Raw genomic sequence first — 16,734 nt, forward strand, 5'->3', positions numbered from 1 at the left:
TTCGGACCACAACGCTTGCCAAGCCCGCCGGTGACGGCGAAACTGCACGCGGGAGGAGAGCCGCATGAAGACGTTTCTCATCGCAGGTCTGGCGGCGGCCGGGCTGGCGGGGCCGGTTCTGGCCGATCCTGTCTTCGGACTGTGGCGGACGGAACCGGACGCGCAGGGGATCGTGTCGCTGATCCAGATCGTCGATTGCGACGACCGGATCTGCGGGCAGCTGGTGTCGCTCTACAGCGCCGAGGGTCGGCCGCTGGATTCCCCGCATATCGGCCGCAGGTACATCTGGGACATGGAGCCGCGGGGATCCGGCCAGTACCGCGACGGGCGCCAATGGATACCGGAACGCGACCAGGAGTATCGCGCGCATATGGAACTGGCGGGCGACCGGCTGACCGTGAAAGCCTGCACGATGGTGGTGCTGTGCAGCGAGCGGGTGTGGACGCGGGTGAACTGACCCTCAGCCGAAGACCGACCAGCCCTGCGCCCGCGCCAGCCGTTCCACCGCCAGCGTGCCCAGCTGCGAGTTGCCCTGCGCGTTCAGCCCCGGCGACCAGACCGCGACCGCCGCGCGCGACGGCACGATCACCAGGATGCCGCCGCCGACGCCGCTTTTGCCCGGCAGACCCACGCGGAAGGCGAATTCGCCGGAGCCGTCGTAATGCCCGCAGGTCATCATCAAGGCGTTGATCCGGCGGACCCGCGCCAGCGACAGCAGGCTCGGCAGTTCCGGTGCATTGACCAGGAACCGGCCGGCAAAGGCGAGTTGCCGGCAGGTCATCTCGGCGGCGCACTGGTGGAAATAGGCGCCCAGGACGTGATCGGGCGGGTGCTGCAGGTTCCCATGCGCGCACAGCTCGTGCGCCAGCGCGAAGTTGCGGTGCCCGGTCTCGGTCTCGGACCGGGCGACCGATTCGTTGATATGGATGTCGTCGTCATCGGCGGCGTGGCGCAGGAAGCGCAGGTAGTCGCCCAGCATCTCGCGCGGGGCATGGCCCGACAGCAGCGCGTCGGTGACGACGATGGCGCCGGCGTTGATGAACGGGTTGCGGGGGATGCCGCGTTCATGTTCGAGTTGCAGGATGGAGTTGAAGGCCAGGCCCGACGGCTCGCGCCCGACACGGGCCCAGAGCTGGTCACCCAGCCGGCCGAGCGCCATGGCCAGCGTGAAGACCTTGGACACCGACTGGATCGAGAAGCGGACCTCAGCGTCGCCGGCGGTGCAGTGGGTGCCGTCGGCCAGGCAGACGGCAATGCCGAACTGGCCGGGGTCGATGCTTGCCAGTTCGGGGATGTAGTCGGCGACCTTGCCGCGATCCGGCGCGGCGGCCATCTCGGCGGCGATGCGGTCGAGGATGGCCTGAAGATCGCTCACATCAGGGGTCCCAGCGCAGGAAGTTGGCGATCAGGCGCAGACCGGCGGCCTGACTCTTCTCGGGGTGGAACTGGGTGCCGAGGATGTTGTCGCGCCCGACGATCGCGGTGACCGGCCCGCCGTAGTCGACATGCGCCAGCAAATGCGCTGGGTCGGTCACGTGGAACTGGTAGGAATGGACGAAATAGGCGTGATCGCCGGTCTCCAGCCCGTCCAGAACCGGGTGGGCGCGGTCCACGACCAGATCGTTCCAGCCCATGTGCGGGACCTTCAGCTTCGGGTCCGCGGGGGCAATCCGTTCGACCGTGCCCCCGATCCAGCCCAGGCCCGGCACCGCGCGGTATTCCAATCCGCGGCTGGCCAGAAGCTGCATGCCGACGCAGATGCCCAGGAAGGGACGGGCGCGGTCGATCACCACGTCTTCCAGCGCCTCTATCATGCCGGGGACGGCGGCGAGCGCGTCGCGGCAGGCCGGGAAGGCGCCGTCGCCAGGCAGCACGATCCGGTCGGCGCGAGCCACATCCTCGGCCCGGGCCGAGACCAGGATCTCGCCGCCGCCGACCTCGGCCGCCATGCGCTGGAAGGCCTTTTCGGCCGAATGCAGGTTGCCGCTTTCGTAATCGACGAGGACGGTCAGCATGGGATCAGAGCGTGCCCTTGGTCGAGGGGACGGCATCGGCCTTGCGCGCGTCGATCTCGACCGCGGTGCGCAGGGCGCGGGCCACCGCCTTGAAGGCGGCCTCGGCGATGTGGTGGCTGTTGAACCCGTGCAAGCGGTCGACATGCAGGGTGATGCCGCCGTGGGTCGACAGCGCCTGAAAGAATTCGCGCACCAGTTCGGTGTCGAAGGCGCCGATCTTCGCGGTCGGGAAGTCGACGTTCCACACCAGATAGGGCCGGCCCGACAGGTCGAGCGCGGCGCGCACCTGCGCGTCGTCCATCGGCAGGTTGCATTCGCCATAGCGGCGGATGCCGCGCTTGTCGCCCAGCGCCTGCGCCAGCGCCTGGCCCAGGGCGATGCCGACATCCTCCACCGTGTGGTGGTCGTCGATGTGCAGATCGCCGGTCGCCGTGACCGTCAGGTCGAACAGCGCGTGGCGCGCCAGCTGATCGAGCATGTGGTCGAAGAAGCCGACGCCGGTGCGGTTGTCGTAGCGCCCCGACCCGTCGAGGGTCAGGTCGACGGTGATGTCGGTTTCCGCGGTCTTGCGGGCGATCTTGGCGCGGCGCATGCGAAGGCTCCAGTCTGGCTGCCCGCGGTATAGGACGCGGCAAACGCCTTTGCTAGCCCTCGTAGCCCTCGACGATGAGCAGGTCGGCGGTGCTGACCGGGTCGCGGATCGCCTTGGCGGCCTGGTATTCGGGCGAGTGGAAGCAATCGGTCGCGGCCTGCACGCTGGGGAATTCGATCACCACGGTGCGGGCGCGGCTCGCGCCCTCCATCTGCGTCTGGGGGCCGCCGCGCACGATGAAGCGGGCGCCGTACTTCTGGAACGGCGCCGCGTTGGCTTCGCGGTAGCGCGCATAGGTGTCGGGGTCGCGGACATCGACATGGACGACCCAATAGGCCTTGGGCATGGTGTTTCCTCCGATCGGGCGAGAGTGGCGCGCGCAAGCCCTCCGCAAGCCGCGCGCCCTCAGATGCCGATGGCGCGCACCAGTTCGATCTCCACGGTCTCCAACGCCTGGACCACGGTCGCGCCCTGGTCCGAGAAGATGCTGACCAGTTGCGGGTCGTCGGCACGGATCAGCTCGATCGCGCGGCGCACCTCTCCGGCGGCGTTCTGGACGACGCCGATCGCCTCCTGCACGGCGGCGTTTTCGATTGCGCGGCGCTCGGCATCGGTGGTGACGCCGGCCATCTGCGCCTCGGCGCGCGTGCGGATGCCGGCAACGCCGGTCTGCGCCTGCCGGATGATCGCCGAGACCTGCGCCAGTTCCGGCGGCAGGTCGAGGGTCAGCTCGCTCAGCGCGTCGGCATAGGTGCCCAGCGCGTTCGCGATGCATCCCAGCAGTTCGGTCCCCGAGGGGCCTTCCTGCCGGCAGGCCTGCACCGCGGCTTCCATCTGCTGCGCCAGGTCCTGCATGACGGCCAGCACCTGCTGCGCCTCGGCCACCTCGGCCCCGCCGCTGCCGGCGCCCGATCCCTCGTCCCCGGGCAGTTCCAGCGTGCTGGTATCAGTCGGGTTCGGTGGCGGCGGGATGGGCGGCGGCGGCGGGGTGATCTCGGTCGGGATGGACCTGACGACCAGTTCCCCCTCGACGAAGGTTATGTCGTAGTTCTCGAGCCCCACGCCGGACACGCCGTCCATGAAGATCGGATAGGGGCTTCCCTCCACCGGCGCCTCGGCCGCGGCACCGTCGCTGAACAGGAACGCATCGGTCACGATATCGTCGTTGCGCAGCCCCACTGCGGTGAAGGCGCTGGTGCCCAGATCGAGTTCCTCGCCGAAGAGCTTCTCGCGGTCGTTGGCGGTGATGACCAGGGGCGCGGGCGTCACCGTCAGGACACCGTCGACATAGCTGATCGTGTAGTTCGTCAGCCCCGTGCCCGTCGCGTCCGAGCCGACGAGGGCGTAACCGCCCACCGTCGCGGTGACCGGCGCCCCCGCGCTGGTCAGGGCCACCGTGTCCACCGAGTGGCCCGATCCGTCGAGCAGGCCTTCCTCGGTGAAAAGCGGGGCTTCGGGATCGAAGGCGTCGCCGTAAATCTTGGACTGGTCCCGCACGGTGATGACCAGCGACGCGGGCGTCACCGTCAGGACCCCGTCGACATAGCTGATCGTGTAGTTCGAGAGCCCGGTGCCGACCGCGTCCGAGCCGACCAGCGCATAGTCGCCCACCGTGGCCGAGGGCGCGGCGCCGGCGCTGGTCAGCGTCAGCGTATCGACGCTGTCCTCCAGCCCCTCGATCAGACCCTCCTCGGTGAAGGCGGGCTCGGACGGATCGAACGTGGTGCCATAGAGCTTTGAGGCGTCGAGCACGGTGATGGTCATCGGCGCGGGCGTCACGGTCAGCGTGCCGTCGACATAGCTGATCGTGTAGTTGGTCAGCCCCGTGCCCACCGCGTCCGACCCGACCAGCGCGTAATCGCCCACCGACGCCGAGGGCGCGGCGCCGACGCTGGTCACGGAGATGGCGTCGACGCTGTCCTCCAGTCCTTCGATCAGACCCTCCTCGGTGAAGGCAGGCTCGGACGGGTCGAACGTGGTGCCGTAAAGCTTGGAGGCGTCGAGCACGGTGATGGTCAGCGGCGCCGGCGTCACCGTCAGCGTGCCGTCGACATAGCTGATCGTGTAGTTCGAGAGGCCCGTGCCGACCGCGTCCGACCCGACAAGCGCGTAGTCGCCCACCGGGGCCGAGGGCGCGGCACCGGCGCTGGTGAGCGAGATCGCGTCGACGGAATCGCCGAAGAACGGCACCAACCCGTCAAGTTCGAAGGTTGGCGGCACCGGTTCAAGCGCGCCGCCGTAGGCCTTGGACTGTTCGAGTACCGTGATCGTCAACGGGGCCGGCAGGACCGAGAAGATGGCCGGCGTGACCACGGTCCGGTAGTCGTATTCGACCTCGGTCGCAATCTCGCGGCTGAAGACGAACGCCTCGATGGGATAGTCGCCCACCGCATCGGGCGGGATGGGGAAGGAGGATATCGGAAAGGTCCAGCCCCCCGGATCGTCCAGTTCGGGGCCGAAGACATAGGTGCCGCCGCCGCCATAGGTCGTGCCGGGGAAGGCATAGGTGAGCGAGCCGTAGACGTTGCTCGAATCCTCGGCATCGCGCCAGGCCACCCGGTCGATCGCGTAGAGCTGCGCGTAGAAGCCCGGCTCGGGCGGCGCCCAGTTTTCTGTAAAGCTCCAGCCGACGGCGCCGGCCGATTCGCGGAAGCCGTCGAAATCCTGCAACTCGGCCGTGGTCAGGCCCTGCGCGCCGGGATCGGTGAAGCCGCCGCCATCGGCCTCGGTCTGGCCGGTGGTCACGGTATCCCAGAAGGATCCGATGACGCCGTCCGAGCCGACATCCGAGCTGCCGACAAGCCCGCCGACGGAGGTGAAGTCGTCGCCCGGGATGAATTCGGCGTCGGTCGCGACCGACCCGGTGGCCAGCCCCTGCGTGATGGTTCCGAAATGCAGCCCGACAAGGCCGCCCACCTGGGTCCCGCCGGCGCTTGTCGCCGAGCCGCGCACCGGGCCGGTGGCATAGGCGCGCAGGATGCTGCCGTCGTTGAGGCCGACAAGCCCGCCGACGGATGCATCGGTGTCGCTGATCGAACGGACGCTTCCGGTGGCCGCGACATCGCGCAGGGCGCCGCCGGGATGGTTCACGCCGACCAGACCGCCGGTCTCGGCCTGGCCGGTGCGGGCGAAGCTGCCGTCAAGCCGCGCGCCGATGCCGATATCGACATCCGCGCGGCTCCGCTCGATCAAAGAGAAGTTGGCGCCGACCAGCCCGCCGGCCTCGAACCGGAGCGAGCGGCTGACGTCGTCGGTCTCGGTATTGCCGATGGTGCCGGCAGCGCGGGACTGGCTGATCACGCCCCGGTTGGTGCCGACAAGGCCGCCCAGATCGACGGCGCCGCGATCGTTGGAAAAGCCGCCCCCGATCAGGCCGACCTCGACCGAGGCGCGCTCGACCCGGCCCAAGTTGACCCCGACCAGCCCGCCGATTGCCGCGCCGTCGCCGGTGACCGTGCCCCCCTCGATGACGACGTTGCGAATCTCGCCGCCTTCGAAGTTCTCGCCCGCCAGGATCCCCGTGGGTTGAAAGCCGCCGATCACGCTTGGCGCGGAAAGGCGCAGATCCTCGATCGTGCCCGCGTTCGCGATGAAGAGGCCGGTTGCCGTGAAGGACACGCCGACGTTGATCGAAAGATCGCTGATCTGGAAGCCACGGCCGTCGAAGTTGCCGCCAAAGGCGCCGATGCCTTCGCTGTCGCCGAACCCGATGGGCAGGAAGCCCAGACCCACGTTCCAGTCCGCCGTGCCCGAGGCGTCGATGTCGCGGTCTAGCGCGAAGCTGTTGCCCAGATAGCCATCGACGCCCTGCAGGCCGTAGACATCGCCCAGCAGCCAGGGATCCTCGACGTTGCCGGCACCGCCGAAGGCGCGCAGGAAACTCGCGGTGCCGAAGCTGACAGTGAAACTGGGCGCCCTAAACGCGGGTATGTCCGGCCCGACCTGACGCCATTCGCCCCAGGCCATCGTGAAGCGGTCGACGTCGATGGCCCCGGCCGGGCTGGTGCTGACCTGGCCGAAACTTTCGGACAGCTCGCCCGCGCCCAGCCAAAGCTCGCCCGACAGCGCCGTGATCGGCGCGTTGATGTCGATGTCGTTGTGCGACCTGAGCGAGAGTCGGTTCGCGCTGGTCCAGGTCAGGCTGTCGAGGATCAGGATGTTGCCCGCGTCCTCGCCCGGCCCCGAGGTCGTGACCTCGGCATCGCCCGTGGCCAGATCGGCCTGCAGGCTGTCGCGCAGGATCACCGAATAGCCTTCAGGCGCGTCTTCGACGGCGGCAACGACGGCGACATCCCGTGGGTCGAGCAGCAGAAGACCCGGCTGTCCCGCCGGGGCCACGGTCACCGACTGCCCGCCGTAGAACAGGTAGTCGCGCCCCGACACTTCGATGAAGCCGCCATCGCCGCCGGCGGCGCCGCCCTGGGCGCTGAGGCGGCCGGCAAAGCGGGTCGCCTCGTCCGACCAGAGCACGATGTTGCCGCCGTCGCCCAGGTCCGTCGCATCGGCGCGGATCGTGGTTGCGGCGTCCACGTCCAGCGTGCGCGCGCGCGGCAAGGCGCCAAGGCCGCGGGCGTCGCCGCCGATGCGGATCTCGCCGCCGCCGCTGGGCGCGCTCGCGTCGATCTCGGCGCCTGTCAGCGCGATCTCGGCGCCGGTGACGGTGATCGACCCGCCCGTCGGCCGCGCCGGCGGTATCGGCGAGCTTTCGACCAGCGCCGCGGGTGCCCGCGTCGAGGCGCGCCCGGTGACCGTGACGCGCCCGCCCGCGCCGCCGCCCAGCAAGATCGCGCCCGACCGGCCGGAAACGCTGCGCGCCTCGACCACGCCGGACAGGTTGATGGCGTTGCGTGCCGCCTCGCGCGCGGTGGCGGCCATCATCTCCACGCGCCCGCCGTCCGCGACGATCTGGCCGGAATTGCCGACCAGCGCCTCTTCGCCCTCGATCCCGGAGGGCAGCGCCACCTGCAGGAAGCCGTCGCCCGCGAAGTCGAGCGTCGCGCGCGCCCCCGCGCCCAGACCGACGCGGCCCATCGGCACGCGGATCGTCCCGCTATTCGCCACGCGCCCGCCAAGGAGCGCGGCATACCCGCCGGGCACGATGTCGATGGTGCCGTGATTGCGCACCGCGCCGGGCGTTCCGGTCCCTTCGAAGCGCAGCTGGCGGGCCAGGAAATCCTCGTCCCGGATATCCAGGGTCGAGGCGACGAAACCGGCGGCGCGCACCTGCCCGTCAGGGCCGATGGTGATGCCGTTGGGGTTGACCAGATACACCTGCCCGTTGGCGCCCAGATGCCCGTCGATCCGGCTGCCCGTGCTGCCGGTGACGCGGTTGAGCAGCATCGCGTCGGCGCCGGGCTGGTGGATATCGACCCGCGCGCCGGAACCGATGGAGAAGTCGGTCCAGTTCAAGATGGCGGCGTTCGACCCCTGGGTGATCGCCATCTGCCCGCTACCGGGGGTGGTGATGTCGACGCTGCCATGCGCGACCGCGCCGCCGCTGGGCAGCACGTCGCTGCCGGCCAGGGCCGACAGCGGAGACAGGGCCGTTGTCGCCAGAAGCAGGGAACGCAGAAGCGGAACAGGCATGACCGGACCCTCCCCGGGCCTCAGAAGCGAAAGGTTCCCACCAGCGAGACGCGGCTGTCGTCGGGCCCGCCGCCGTGCTGGATGCCGCGCGCCGCCTCCAGGCGGAGCGAGGCGCTGGCGAAGCGCGAATTGAGTTGCGGCAGGATCTCGACCCCGACGCCGACGCTGGACAGGCGCCGCCGACCCTGTTCAAGCGCGGTCGGCTGATGCAGCCACAGGATTCCGGTCGCGGCGAAGGCATAGGGCGTGACCAGCGCGCGCGCGCCTTCGGGCTGGAAGGGCGCGCGCATCTCGCCGCGCACCGCAAGGCCGCTGTCCCCGGTCAGCGACCCGGTGGCAAAGCCCGACAGATCGGAGGCCGAGGCAAGCCCGATCTGTTCGCTTTTCGGCAGCGGCCGGCCAAAGGCGGTCTGCGCCTTGCCCGACAGGGTGAAGACCAGCCGCTCGCCCACCGGGCGCACCAGCCGCCCCGAGAAGTCGAGCTTGGCGAAATCCGGGCGCGCGCCGGCCCGCGACAGCGGCAGCGCGGCGGTCCCGCTGCGCGCCCCGAAGGCGTCGAGCCCGAGCGACGCGGTTCCGTCCAGCAGGTAGCTGCCGCCCTCGGGCGCGATGCGGCTCAGGCTTGCGCCGAAGCGTAGCACGCGCAGGCGGTCCTGGTAGAACGGCAGGCGGCTGCCATCCGGCGCGATCGCGTCCTGCTGGTCCTGCTGCAGATCGAGGCTGGCGCGCAGCGTGACGTTGAACTCGCGCGACCGCACCAGCGGATAGTTGAGCCGGAAGGCAGCGCGTTCGAACTTGCTGGTGGTCTGCACGCCTGCGGCGCGCGGCGTCGTGCGGCTTTCGGTCAGTTCTACGTTCCAGGTCAGCCCATCGGTGCCGATCGGGGCGATGATGCCGGCGGCCAGCGTGCGCATCCGCGGCGTGCGGCTGAACAGCCCTTCGGACACCCCCGCCGACCCCGGGTTGCCCGAGATGCGGAAATAAAGCGTCTCGGTCCAGCCGAGCATCCCGTTAAGTTCGAGCCCGGCATCGAGCGAATAGCCGCCCAGGTCGCTGGCATATCCGGTGTCGAAACCGACAAAGCCGGTCATCGGGCGGAAGTCGCCGCCCAGCACCAGCCGCGTCGCGCCGGGTCCCACGCCCCGCGCCAGCGCGGAATCCAGCGCCAGTCCATAGGTGTCGCCAGCGATCAGCAGTGCGCGCTCGATCTCGCGCAGGCGCAGGCTGCGCTGCCCCTCGAGCGGGGTGGTCACCTGTGCGATGCGCCCGCGCACGGGGTCGGGGACCGAGTCGGCCTCGACCGCCTCGACGAAACCGTCGACCACCACGAGGCGCAGGGAACCGCCATCGCGCAACTCCTGCGCCGGCAGCACGACGCGGGCCAGAACAAAGCCGGCCTCGGCGTAGGCGGCTTCGAGGTTCTGCGCGGCCTCGAAGATTTCCGACACGCGGATGGTGCGCCCGGTCAGCCGTTCCTCCAGCGCGCGGTTGGCCGCGGCCATTTCCGAAAAGCCATCCTCCAGCGTGACCGAACGGATCGTCACGGTCAGGCGGTCGGCCCCTTCCGGGGCGCCCAGGCCGGTGTCGCCCGAAAAGACCACCGCGCCGGTCAGTGGCCGCGCCGCGGGGGCCAGGGTCGGGGGGGTGATGTCAGCGGCCGTCTGCGCCCGGACCACAACGCTGGGGATCGCCAGCGCAAGGCACAGGGCGGCGGAGGCCAGACCACGCCCGGCGTGCCGTCGCCACGGGTGGCGCGCGTTACCTGTCGGTTCCAGCATGCACCCCTCGCCTTTTCGTCTTCGAGACCACGCGCTCGAAGTAGGCCCCACTCACTCATTACCGAGATTGCTAGCACGCGCGGCAACAGCCGTATAGCAACTATTAACACATTCCGAACAACGGAAACGGCTGTTGATCTTGATGCCACAGCCTGTTGGCGGCGCCGATCAGTCCGCCACGCTGGCCAGCAGCCCGCCGTTGCGCCAGTTGCGCAGCGCCGTTTCCAGCGCCGGGCCGCTTTCGCCATCGACGGCACCGCCGTAGTGGCCGCTGGCGCGCAGCTGACCCTGCAGGGCGCGGATCGTCGGCCGGCTCCAGCCGCTGTTGGTCTGCGTCAACTCGACCAGTGTCCGGCCGTCGTCGGCGGCGACGGCGCGCAGCAGCAGTTCGGCCGCGCGCAACGGGTCGGGGGGCGTCCCGCGCCCCTCGTCCAGAAGCGTCGCGGCGGCCCGGTAGCCATTGGGTTCGCCCTCGCGCGCCGCGCGCAGGAAAAGGTCGAGCGCGGTCTCGCCCACCTGAGCGACACCGCGGTCCTGGAGCACGCCCAGATTGAACGTGGCGATGGCCGATCCGGCGGCCGAGGCCTGCTCGAACAACTCGACCGCGCGGACGACATCGCGGGTGACGCCGCGCCCTTCGAACAGCGCCACCGCCAGGTTGATGGCCGCGTCGGGGCTTCCTGCCTCGGCCGCCTGCGAATAGAGGCGCATCGCCGCGTCCAGGTCCCGCGGCACCCCGTCGCCGGCCTCGTGCAGCAGGCCCAGGCTGACCATCGCGCGCAGATCGCCCGCCGCCGCCGCGCGACGATAGAGCGCGATCGCCTCCTCCGCCGCGCCCGTCGCGGCCTTGGCGCGGGCCAGCAGCGCGGTCAGGTGCGGCACCTCCGGAAACGCCTCGACCGCGGCCTCGCAGGCGGCGACCGCGGCGCCGGCGTTGCGCTGCAGCACCGAGAATTCGACGCCCGCGGTATTGGCGGTCGCGTCGCGCGGATGCGTCGCCAGGCGTTCGCACTGGCGCACCGGCGCGTCGTCGCGCGCCGCGGGCAGCGCCTCCAGCAGACGGCGCGCATCGGCGGCATTGGCCCCTTGCGGAAACAGCTGCAGGTAGCGCTCGACCAGCGGGCGCATCCGGGTCCGCTGCGCCAGCGTCCACAGCCGCTCGGCCTCGATATCGCCGGTGCCGGGCAGGCGGCGGATCACGCTCTCGCCGACGCTGCCCTCGCCCAGTTGCAGGAAGCTGCGGACATCGGCGATATGCGCGCCCTGCGGAAAACGCTCCAGGTAGAGGTGCATCAGCACCGGGTCCTGCGCGCGGGACGCGACCTGCCAGAGCATCGTCTCGGGCGAGACGGCCTCGGCGCCGGGCAGGAACCGGAACTGCCGGGTGAGCGAGGAATTCTCCCACGGGATCTGCCGCCCCCCGGTGGCCGAGAGCACGTCGCGCCGAACGCCGATCATCAGCTCGGAAATGTCCTGCCCGGGCGTGTGGATGCGGCTCAGCAGCGCCTCGGTGAAAAAGCTGTTCCGGCCCAGCCCGTCATAGGCCACGTTGTCCGGCTGCGTGGCGAAGGCGAAGAGGAAATCCGCCGCACTGCCGACCCGCGCCAGGCCGTCCTCGGCACCCTCGGCGCCCAGCGGGTTGTCGCGGCAGGCATCGAGGAAGATCAGCTTCAGCGCCGGCGTCTTCTCCAACTCCGCCAGCATCTCGTCCAGCGGGATCAGGCCCTCCATCACCTCGGCCTGCCCGTCGATGGCGAAATCCGTCGGCACGATGAAGTTGCGCGCCCCCACCTGCAGCCCGTGCCCGGCGTAGAACAGCAGCGCGACCTCCGCCCGGTGCGCGGCCTGGAGGAATTCGTCGAACTGCGCGCGCAACTCGGCCTGGGTCAGGTTCTCGCCGCGAAAGACGCGGAAGTTCAGGCTTTCCAGCGCCGCCGACACGTCGCGCGAATCGTTCACCGGATTTTCCAAGGCCGGCACGGCGGCGTAATCCGCGTTGCCGATGACCAGCGCCACGCGCATCTCGGCCAGCGCCGGACGCAGGGGCAGCGCCAGCAGCAGAAGAAAGACCAGCAGCAGCGCCAGAAACCGACGCGCCAGCGCGACACGGCGCGGCCTTCCCGGCGCCGAGGGGGCCGGGGGAAGGATTGCCCAGAGGTTGCTTTGAACCGGGACCGCCATCGCACACAGTCTGACCGCAAGAGGGGCGATTTGCCAAGTCCCCGCAATCACTTTCCCGTGCCCGCGCCGCTTGCCAGCCCGCCGCCGATGCCGCTAAGGTCGCGGCGCGGACCCAACCGCGCCGCGGCCAGATCGAAGCGGCCGAAGCGCCTGCGATTCATCTGCAGTTTCATCCGGGGGCAAAGACGATGAGCGACTGGAGCGGGGGGTACGTCAGCGACGTCGAATACGTGCCCGGCTATTACGGCGAACAGGCCCCGGCGGCGATGGACCTGGCCTGCATCATGTCCGGGGTCGAACCCGCCCGCCGCCCCGGCACCAACGCCCCCTTCACCTATTGCGACATCGGCTGCGGCCTGGCCAGCACGATCAGCGCGCTGGCCGCCGCCAATCCCGTCGCGCAGTTCTGGGGCATCGACCTCATGCCCGCGCACATCGCCCGGGCCGAGGCCTTCCGCACCGCCGCCGGCATCGACAACCTGACCCTGGTCGAAGCCGACGTGGTGGCGCTGGCGCATGCCCCCGGCGCCGATCTGCCCCGCTTCGACTACATCGCGCTCCACGGGCTTTTCAGCTGGGTCTCGGCCGAGGTGCGCAGCGGCGTCATCGCCTTCATCGACCGTTTCCTGAAACCCGGCGGACTGGTCTATCTGGGCTACAACACCATGCCCGGCTGGACCGACACCATGCCGATCCAGAAGCTGCTGATCGAATACGCCGCGACCCGACAGGGCCCTAGCGCCGAGCGTATCGTGGACGCCGCCGGTTTCGCCACGCGGATGCAGGCCGCCGGAGCGCGCGGTCTGGACAGCGGCATCGGTCACAAGCTCTTTCCCGATATCGAACTGCCCGAGCTGCGGACGCGGCACTATCGCTACCTGGCGCACGAGTTCCTCAATGCCCACTGGCAGCCGCGCTATCACATCGACGTCGTGCGCGAACTTGCCGCGGCCAAGCTCGATTTCGTCGGATCGACGAACCTGCTGGAGAATTTCGACGGCATCGGCCTGTCCGAGGAGGCGCGCGAGGTCCTCGGCTCCGTCGCGCCGGGGCCGCTGCGCGAAACGCTGACCGACTACTTCCTGGATCGCCGTTTCCGCCGCGACGTCTTCGTGCGCGGGCGGCGCGAGATCTCGGCCGACACGCGCGAGGCGGCGCTGGGGGACGTGGTGCTGGCGCTGTCCGGTCCGCGCCCCCCGCCCGACAAGAGCGACTGGCCGATGCTGAGCGCGCGCTTCACGCTCAAGCCCGAGGTCTACGACCCGGTCTTCGACCGGCTGGAGAAAGGCCCCGCCGCGATCGAGGATCTGTGCGCCCTGGTCGAAGCCGCAGGCGAGTCGGCGACCGGCAACGAACTCGTCGGCATGCTGGTCGGGCTGGATCTGGTGCAGCCCGTGCTGCACGACGTGCCGGCGGTGACGATCGAGGCCTGCTGGCGACACAACCGCGTCGTCACCCACGAGGCCTTCCGCTCGGTCCGGCAGAACAGCTTCACGCTGGCGCTGCCGGTGGGGCACTGCGGCGGGCAGTTCGACCTGTTTCAGACGCTGATCCTGGACGGCCTTTTCGCCGGCGTCCCCGCCGAGATCGGCCCGCTGAGCGCGCATGTGCTGTCCCGCCTGAAGGTCCCGCCGGAGGCGATGCAGTCTCCGCCGGTCCCCGAAGCCGCGATCGGCAGCGCCCCCGCCGCGGAGGAGGCCGCGGCGCCCGATACGAAGGAGGGCACCGATGCGACGCCGCCCAAACCGCGTCCGGCGGGCGAGATCGTCCAGAACGCCGCCCGCATCGTCCTTGACGATCTGCTGCCGATCTGGCGCCAGCTTGGCCTGATCCCGCCCCGCGACACGGACTGATCGCCGGGGCCCTCGCGCAAACCGGGTCACGCCCCGGTTTCCCACCGCCCGCGTGCGGTCCGGCGGAAGCCAGAAAAGTCTTGACCTGCGCCGCGCGCCTCGCGCCTACTGGCATGATCCGCCGGTCGTGCGCGACCGGAACGCCCCGGCTGCGGCCGCAGGCTGGACTTGCCCGGACAGAGCGGAGGAAGGCATGGATTTTCGTACTCTCGGGGCGCGCGCCGCGGCGCTGGCTGCCGCGCTGACCCTTGCGCTGGCCGCGCCCGCCGCGGCCGAGCCCGGCCGCCTGACCATCGAGCTGAACAAGTTCGAGGAGACCGAGGACGCAGGCTGCCGCGCCTTCTTCCTCTTTCGCAACGAGACCGAACTGACCCTTGCGGGTTTCGAGATGTCGCTGGCGATCCTCGACCGACAGGGCGTCATCGACCGGCTTCTGACCATCGACGCCGCGCCCCTGCCGGCGGCGCGCACGACGCTGAAGCTGTTCGAGATCCCGGGAACGCGCTGCGACGCGATTTCGGAGATCCTGCTGCACGACCTGCCCTCCTGCCAGCCGCAGAACGCCGACGAGATGGACTGCTTTCCGTTGCTCGACCTGGTCAGCCGGACCGGCGCGGCGATGGTGAACTAGGCCCGCCGTGACCGACCTGCTGGGCATCATCGACGCAGGCGGCCCGGTCATCGTGGTGCTGCTGGCGCTGTCGCTTCTGTCGCTGACGCTGATCGCGGCCAAGCTGATCCAGCTGCGCGGCGTGCGCGCCGGCAGCGGTCAGCGCGACGCCGCCCTGAAGCAATGGCTGGCCGGCGAACGAGACGCCGCGCGCGCCAAGCTTGCCGCCGGCACCGCGCCTGCCGACCGCGTGACCGGCACGGTGATGGACCGCCTGCTGGCCGGAACCCCGCCCCCCGCGGTCGAGGCCGAGGCCGAGATCCTCGGCAACCAGGAACTGGAGGCGATGAACCGCCATATCCGCGTGCTGGAACTGGTGGCGATGATCAGCCCGCTCCTGGGCCTCCTGGGCACGGTGCTGGGGATGATCGAATCCTTCCAGCAGCTCGACCTCGCCGGCGGCTCGGCCAATGCCTCGGTGCTGGCCGGCGGGATCTGGCGGGCGCTTCTGACCACCGCGGCGGGGCTGCTGGTGGCGATCCCGGCGGCGGCGGCGGCGGCGCTCTTCTCCACCCGGATCGAGGGCGCGGCGCAGTCGATCGAGCGCACGGTCGGCCAGCTTCTGGTGATCGAGCGGGCCCGGGTGGACGCCGGGCCGCGGGGCTGAGCGGTGCGGCTGGCCGCGATCCGTCCGACGCCGGCGCTGATCTCGCTGGTGCCGCTGGTCGATGTGCTGCTGATCATGCTGGTCTTCTTCATGGTCACCTCGACCTACCTCGACCTCGACGTGATCCCCGCCGCCGAGCGCGCCGAGGACGCCGCCGCCCCCGCACCCGCCACCGCACCGGGCAGCCCGACGATGCTGCTGATCCGGCTTGCGCCCGATGGCGCGGTCTGGCTGCGCGGCCAGCGGCTGGACCCGCCGGGGCTGCGCGCCGCGCTCGACGCGCACCGCCAGGCCGGGCCTGAGGCCGCGGTCAGCCTGCTGGCCTCGCCCCGGGCCGATATGCAGGCGTTGGTCGGCGTGCTCGATGCCGCGGCCGCGGCCGGCCTGACCCGTCTGCGTATCCTGCGCACCGAGGAGGCGCCATGAACCTGCGCCGCCCGCCCCCCCGCACCCCGGCCGAAACCATCGTCGCCATGATCGACGTGGTCTTCTTCCTTCTGGTCTTCTTCATGCTGATCGGCCGGATGGACGCGACCGCGCCCTTCGCGGTCATCCCCCCCCTGGGCCTGAGCGGCGAGGACCTGCCCGCCGGCGGCACCCTTGTCGCCATCGACGAAAGCGGGCGCCACGCGCTCGACGGGGTGGAGATGCCGGCCGACGCGATCGTCGCGGAACTGGCCCGGCGCGCGGGCGAAACCGGCGCCACGCCCGTCCGCGTCAACGCCGACCGCGCCGCGCCGCTGGGGCAGGTGCTGCCGTTTCTGGCCCGGCTGGAAGCGGCGGGCCTGCGCGACATCGGCCTGGTCGTCACGCCCAACCCGCCATGAGGGGGGCCGCCGCGCAGTGGGGGCTGGCCGGACTGGCCTCGGTGCTGGCGCATCTGGGCGTCGCCGCCGCGCTGGCGTTGACGCTGCGGCCGGACCCGGTGCCGCCCGAGCCTTCGCCGCAGGCGCGGTTCGATCTCTCGGCCGAACCCGTCGCGCAGGTCGCAGCGCAACCGCGCGCGGCCGAAGGCACCCCCGCGCCCGAGGGCCAGGCCGACGCCGCGCAACTGGCCGCCGGCGTCGTGCCCACCGGCCGCGCCACCCCTGTGCCACCACCCACCGGCCGGGCCGCACCCGTTCCGCCGCCCACCACCTCCGCGTTGACAACCCCGGCCGAGGGCGAAACGATGGCCGGAGCCCCGCCGCCCGCCGACCGGGTGCGCCCGGCCTCGACCGACACCCCCACGCTTGCGCCCGCCCCGCCGCAGGGCGACGCCGCGCAGGCCGCCGCACCGCCCGCCGAACCCGCGCCGGCCGTGACCGGCGCGGCACAGGCGCTGGCCAGCACCGCCACCGAGGCACCGCGCCTGACCGCGACCGCAGGCGCAGCGACCGCCGATCGGATGCGCGCGGCATCAGCCGACAGCCCCACGCTTGCCCCGGCCGCACCCCCGGGCGACGTCGCGCA

The 16,734-nt window shown here is 70.8% G+C and carries 13 protein-coding genes and 1 pseudogene; 7 read left to right on the forward strand and 7 right to left on the reverse strand.

The features are described from left to right. Nucleotides 1-64 precede the first annotated feature (64 nt). Nucleotides 65-457, forward strand: a complete 393-nt coding sequence (locus tag IM708_RS06145) for a DUF2147 domain-containing protein (protein WP_209425454.1) — start codon at nt 65-67, stop codon at nt 455-457. 3 nt (nt 458-460) lie between these two features. Here IM708_RS06145 and IM708_RS06150 read toward each other — a convergent pair whose 3' ends face one another. From IM708_RS06150 to IM708_RS06180, 7 genes are all read right to left on the reverse strand, one after another. Continuing rightward, on the reverse strand, nt 461-1,375 hold the full coding sequence (locus IM708_RS06150) for a glutaminase (RefSeq protein WP_348524946.1): 915 nt from the start codon (nt 1,373-1,375) through the stop codon (nt 461-463). Nucleotide 1,376: 1 nt separating this feature from the next. Then, complete coding sequence (gene hisH, locus IM708_RS06155) at nt 1,377-2,015, reverse strand: imidazole glycerol phosphate synthase subunit HisH (RefSeq protein ID WP_209425455.1); 639 nt, start codon at nt 2,013-2,015, stop codon at nt 1,377-1,379. 4 nt (nt 2,016-2,019) lie between these two features. Beyond that, nucleotides 2,020-2,607, reverse strand: a complete 588-nt coding sequence (hisB, locus tag IM708_RS06160) for an imidazoleglycerol-phosphate dehydratase HisB (RefSeq protein WP_209425456.1) — start codon at nt 2,605-2,607, stop codon at nt 2,020-2,022. Nucleotides 2,608-2,659: 52 nt separating this feature from the next. Next, nucleotides 2,660-2,953: a DUF1330 domain-containing protein gene (locus IM708_RS06165; RefSeq protein ID WP_209425457.1), complete on the reverse strand. Its 294-nt coding sequence runs from the start codon at nt 2,951-2,953 to the stop codon at nt 2,660-2,662. Between the two features lie 59 nt (nt 2,954-3,012). Next, nucleotides 3,013-8,193 carry an MBG domain-containing protein gene (locus tag IM708_RS06170; protein WP_209425458.1) on the reverse strand — a complete coding sequence of 1,727 codons (5,181 nt, stop codon included), beginning with the start codon at nt 8,191-8,193 and terminating at the stop codon, nt 3,013-3,015. A gap of 20 nt (nt 8,194-8,213) precedes the next feature. Next, a complete protein-coding gene (locus IM708_RS06175; protein WP_209425459.1) occupies nt 8,214-9,971 on the reverse strand; it encodes a ShlB/FhaC/HecB family hemolysin secretion/activation protein in 1,758 nt (585 codons plus the stop codon). A gap of 168 nt (nt 9,972-10,139) precedes the next feature. Then, nucleotides 10,140-12,152 (reverse strand): caspase family protein, encoded by a 2,013-nt coding sequence (locus tag IM708_RS06180; RefSeq protein ID WP_209425460.1) that lies wholly within the window; start codon nt 12,150-12,152, stop codon nt 10,140-10,142. A gap of 188 nt (nt 12,153-12,340) precedes the next feature. On the opposite strand from IM708_RS06180, the gene IM708_RS06185 reads away from it, so the two are divergent. The 6 genes and pseudogenes from IM708_RS06185 to IM708_RS06210 all read left to right on the forward strand — a co-directional run. Next, nucleotides 12,341-14,005 carry a class I SAM-dependent methyltransferase gene (locus IM708_RS06185; protein ID WP_209425461.1) on the forward strand — a complete coding sequence of 555 codons (1,665 nt, stop codon included), beginning with the start codon at nt 12,341-12,343 and terminating at the stop codon, nt 14,003-14,005. A 193-nt stretch (nt 14,006-14,198) separates the two neighbouring features. Continuing rightward, on the forward strand, nt 14,199-14,636 hold the full coding sequence (locus tag IM708_RS06190; protein WP_245243024.1) for a hypothetical protein: 438 nt from the start codon (nt 14,199-14,201) through the stop codon (nt 14,634-14,636). Nucleotides 14,637-14,643: 7 nt separating this feature from the next. Further along, on the forward strand, nt 14,644-15,282 hold the full coding sequence (locus tag IM708_RS06195) for a MotA/TolQ/ExbB proton channel family protein (protein WP_209425462.1): 639 nt from the start codon (nt 14,644-14,646) through the stop codon (nt 15,280-15,282). Nucleotides 15,283-15,285: 3 nt separating this feature from the next. After that, nucleotides 15,286-15,708 (forward strand): biopolymer transporter ExbD, encoded by a 423-nt coding sequence (locus IM708_RS06200; RefSeq protein ID WP_348524947.1) that lies wholly within the window; start codon nt 15,286-15,288, stop codon nt 15,706-15,708. Further along, nucleotides 15,705-16,109, forward strand: coding sequence for a biopolymer transporter ExbD (locus tag IM708_RS06205; protein ID WP_209425463.1), 405 nt, complete (start codon nt 15,705-15,707; stop codon nt 16,107-16,109). Before IM708_RS06200 ends, IM708_RS06205 begins: the two co-directional genes overlap by 4 nt. Next, a pseudogene (locus IM708_RS06210) lies at nt 16,106-16,734 on the forward strand (hypothetical protein); the annotation flags it as partial. The gene IM708_RS06205 and the pseudogene IM708_RS06210, both read left to right, overlap by 4 nt.

This window comes from Pararhodobacter sp. SW119, assembly GCF_017811755.1.
GTDB lineage: Bacteria > Pseudomonadota > Alphaproteobacteria > Rhodobacterales > Rhodobacteraceae > Pararhodobacter.

What these genes read in the sequence shown, in the direction of transcription:
- IM708_RS06145 (WP_209425454.1), top strand. Translation starts at nt 65, where the DNA reads ATGAAGACGTTTCTCATCGCAGGTCTGGCGGCGGCCGGGCTGGCGGGG.
- hisH (WP_209425455.1), bottom strand. Translation starts at nt 2,015, where the DNA reads ATGCTGACCGTCCTCGTCGATTACGAAAGCGGCAACCTGCATTCGGCC.
- hisB (WP_209425456.1), bottom strand. Translation starts at nt 2,607, where the DNA reads ATGCGCCGCGCCAAGATCGCCCGCAAGACCGCGGAAACCGACATCACC.
- IM708_RS06165 (WP_209425457.1), bottom strand. Translation starts at nt 2,953, where the DNA reads ATGCCCAAGGCCTATTGGGTCGTCCATGTCGATGTCCGCGACCCCGAC.
- IM708_RS06170 (WP_209425458.1), bottom strand. Translation starts at nt 8,193, where the DNA reads ATGCCTGTTCCGCTTCTGCGTTCCCTGCTTCTGGCGACAACGGCCCTG.
- IM708_RS06175 (WP_209425459.1), bottom strand. Translation starts at nt 9,971, where the DNA reads ATGCTGGAACCGACAGGTAACGCGCGCCACCCGTGGCGACGGCACGCC.
- IM708_RS06180 (WP_209425460.1), bottom strand. Translation starts at nt 12,152, where the DNA reads ATGGCGGTCCCGGTTCAAAGCAACCTCTGGGCAATCCTTCCCCCGGCC.
- IM708_RS06185 (WP_209425461.1), top strand. Translation starts at nt 12,341, where the DNA reads ATGAGCGACTGGAGCGGGGGGTACGTCAGCGACGTCGAATACGTGCCC.
- IM708_RS06190 (WP_245243024.1), top strand. Translation starts at nt 14,199, where the DNA reads ATGGATTTTCGTACTCTCGGGGCGCGCGCCGCGGCGCTGGCTGCCGCG.
- IM708_RS06205 (WP_209425463.1), top strand. Translation starts at nt 15,705, where the DNA reads ATGAACCTGCGCCGCCCGCCCCCCCGCACCCCGGCCGAAACCATCGTC.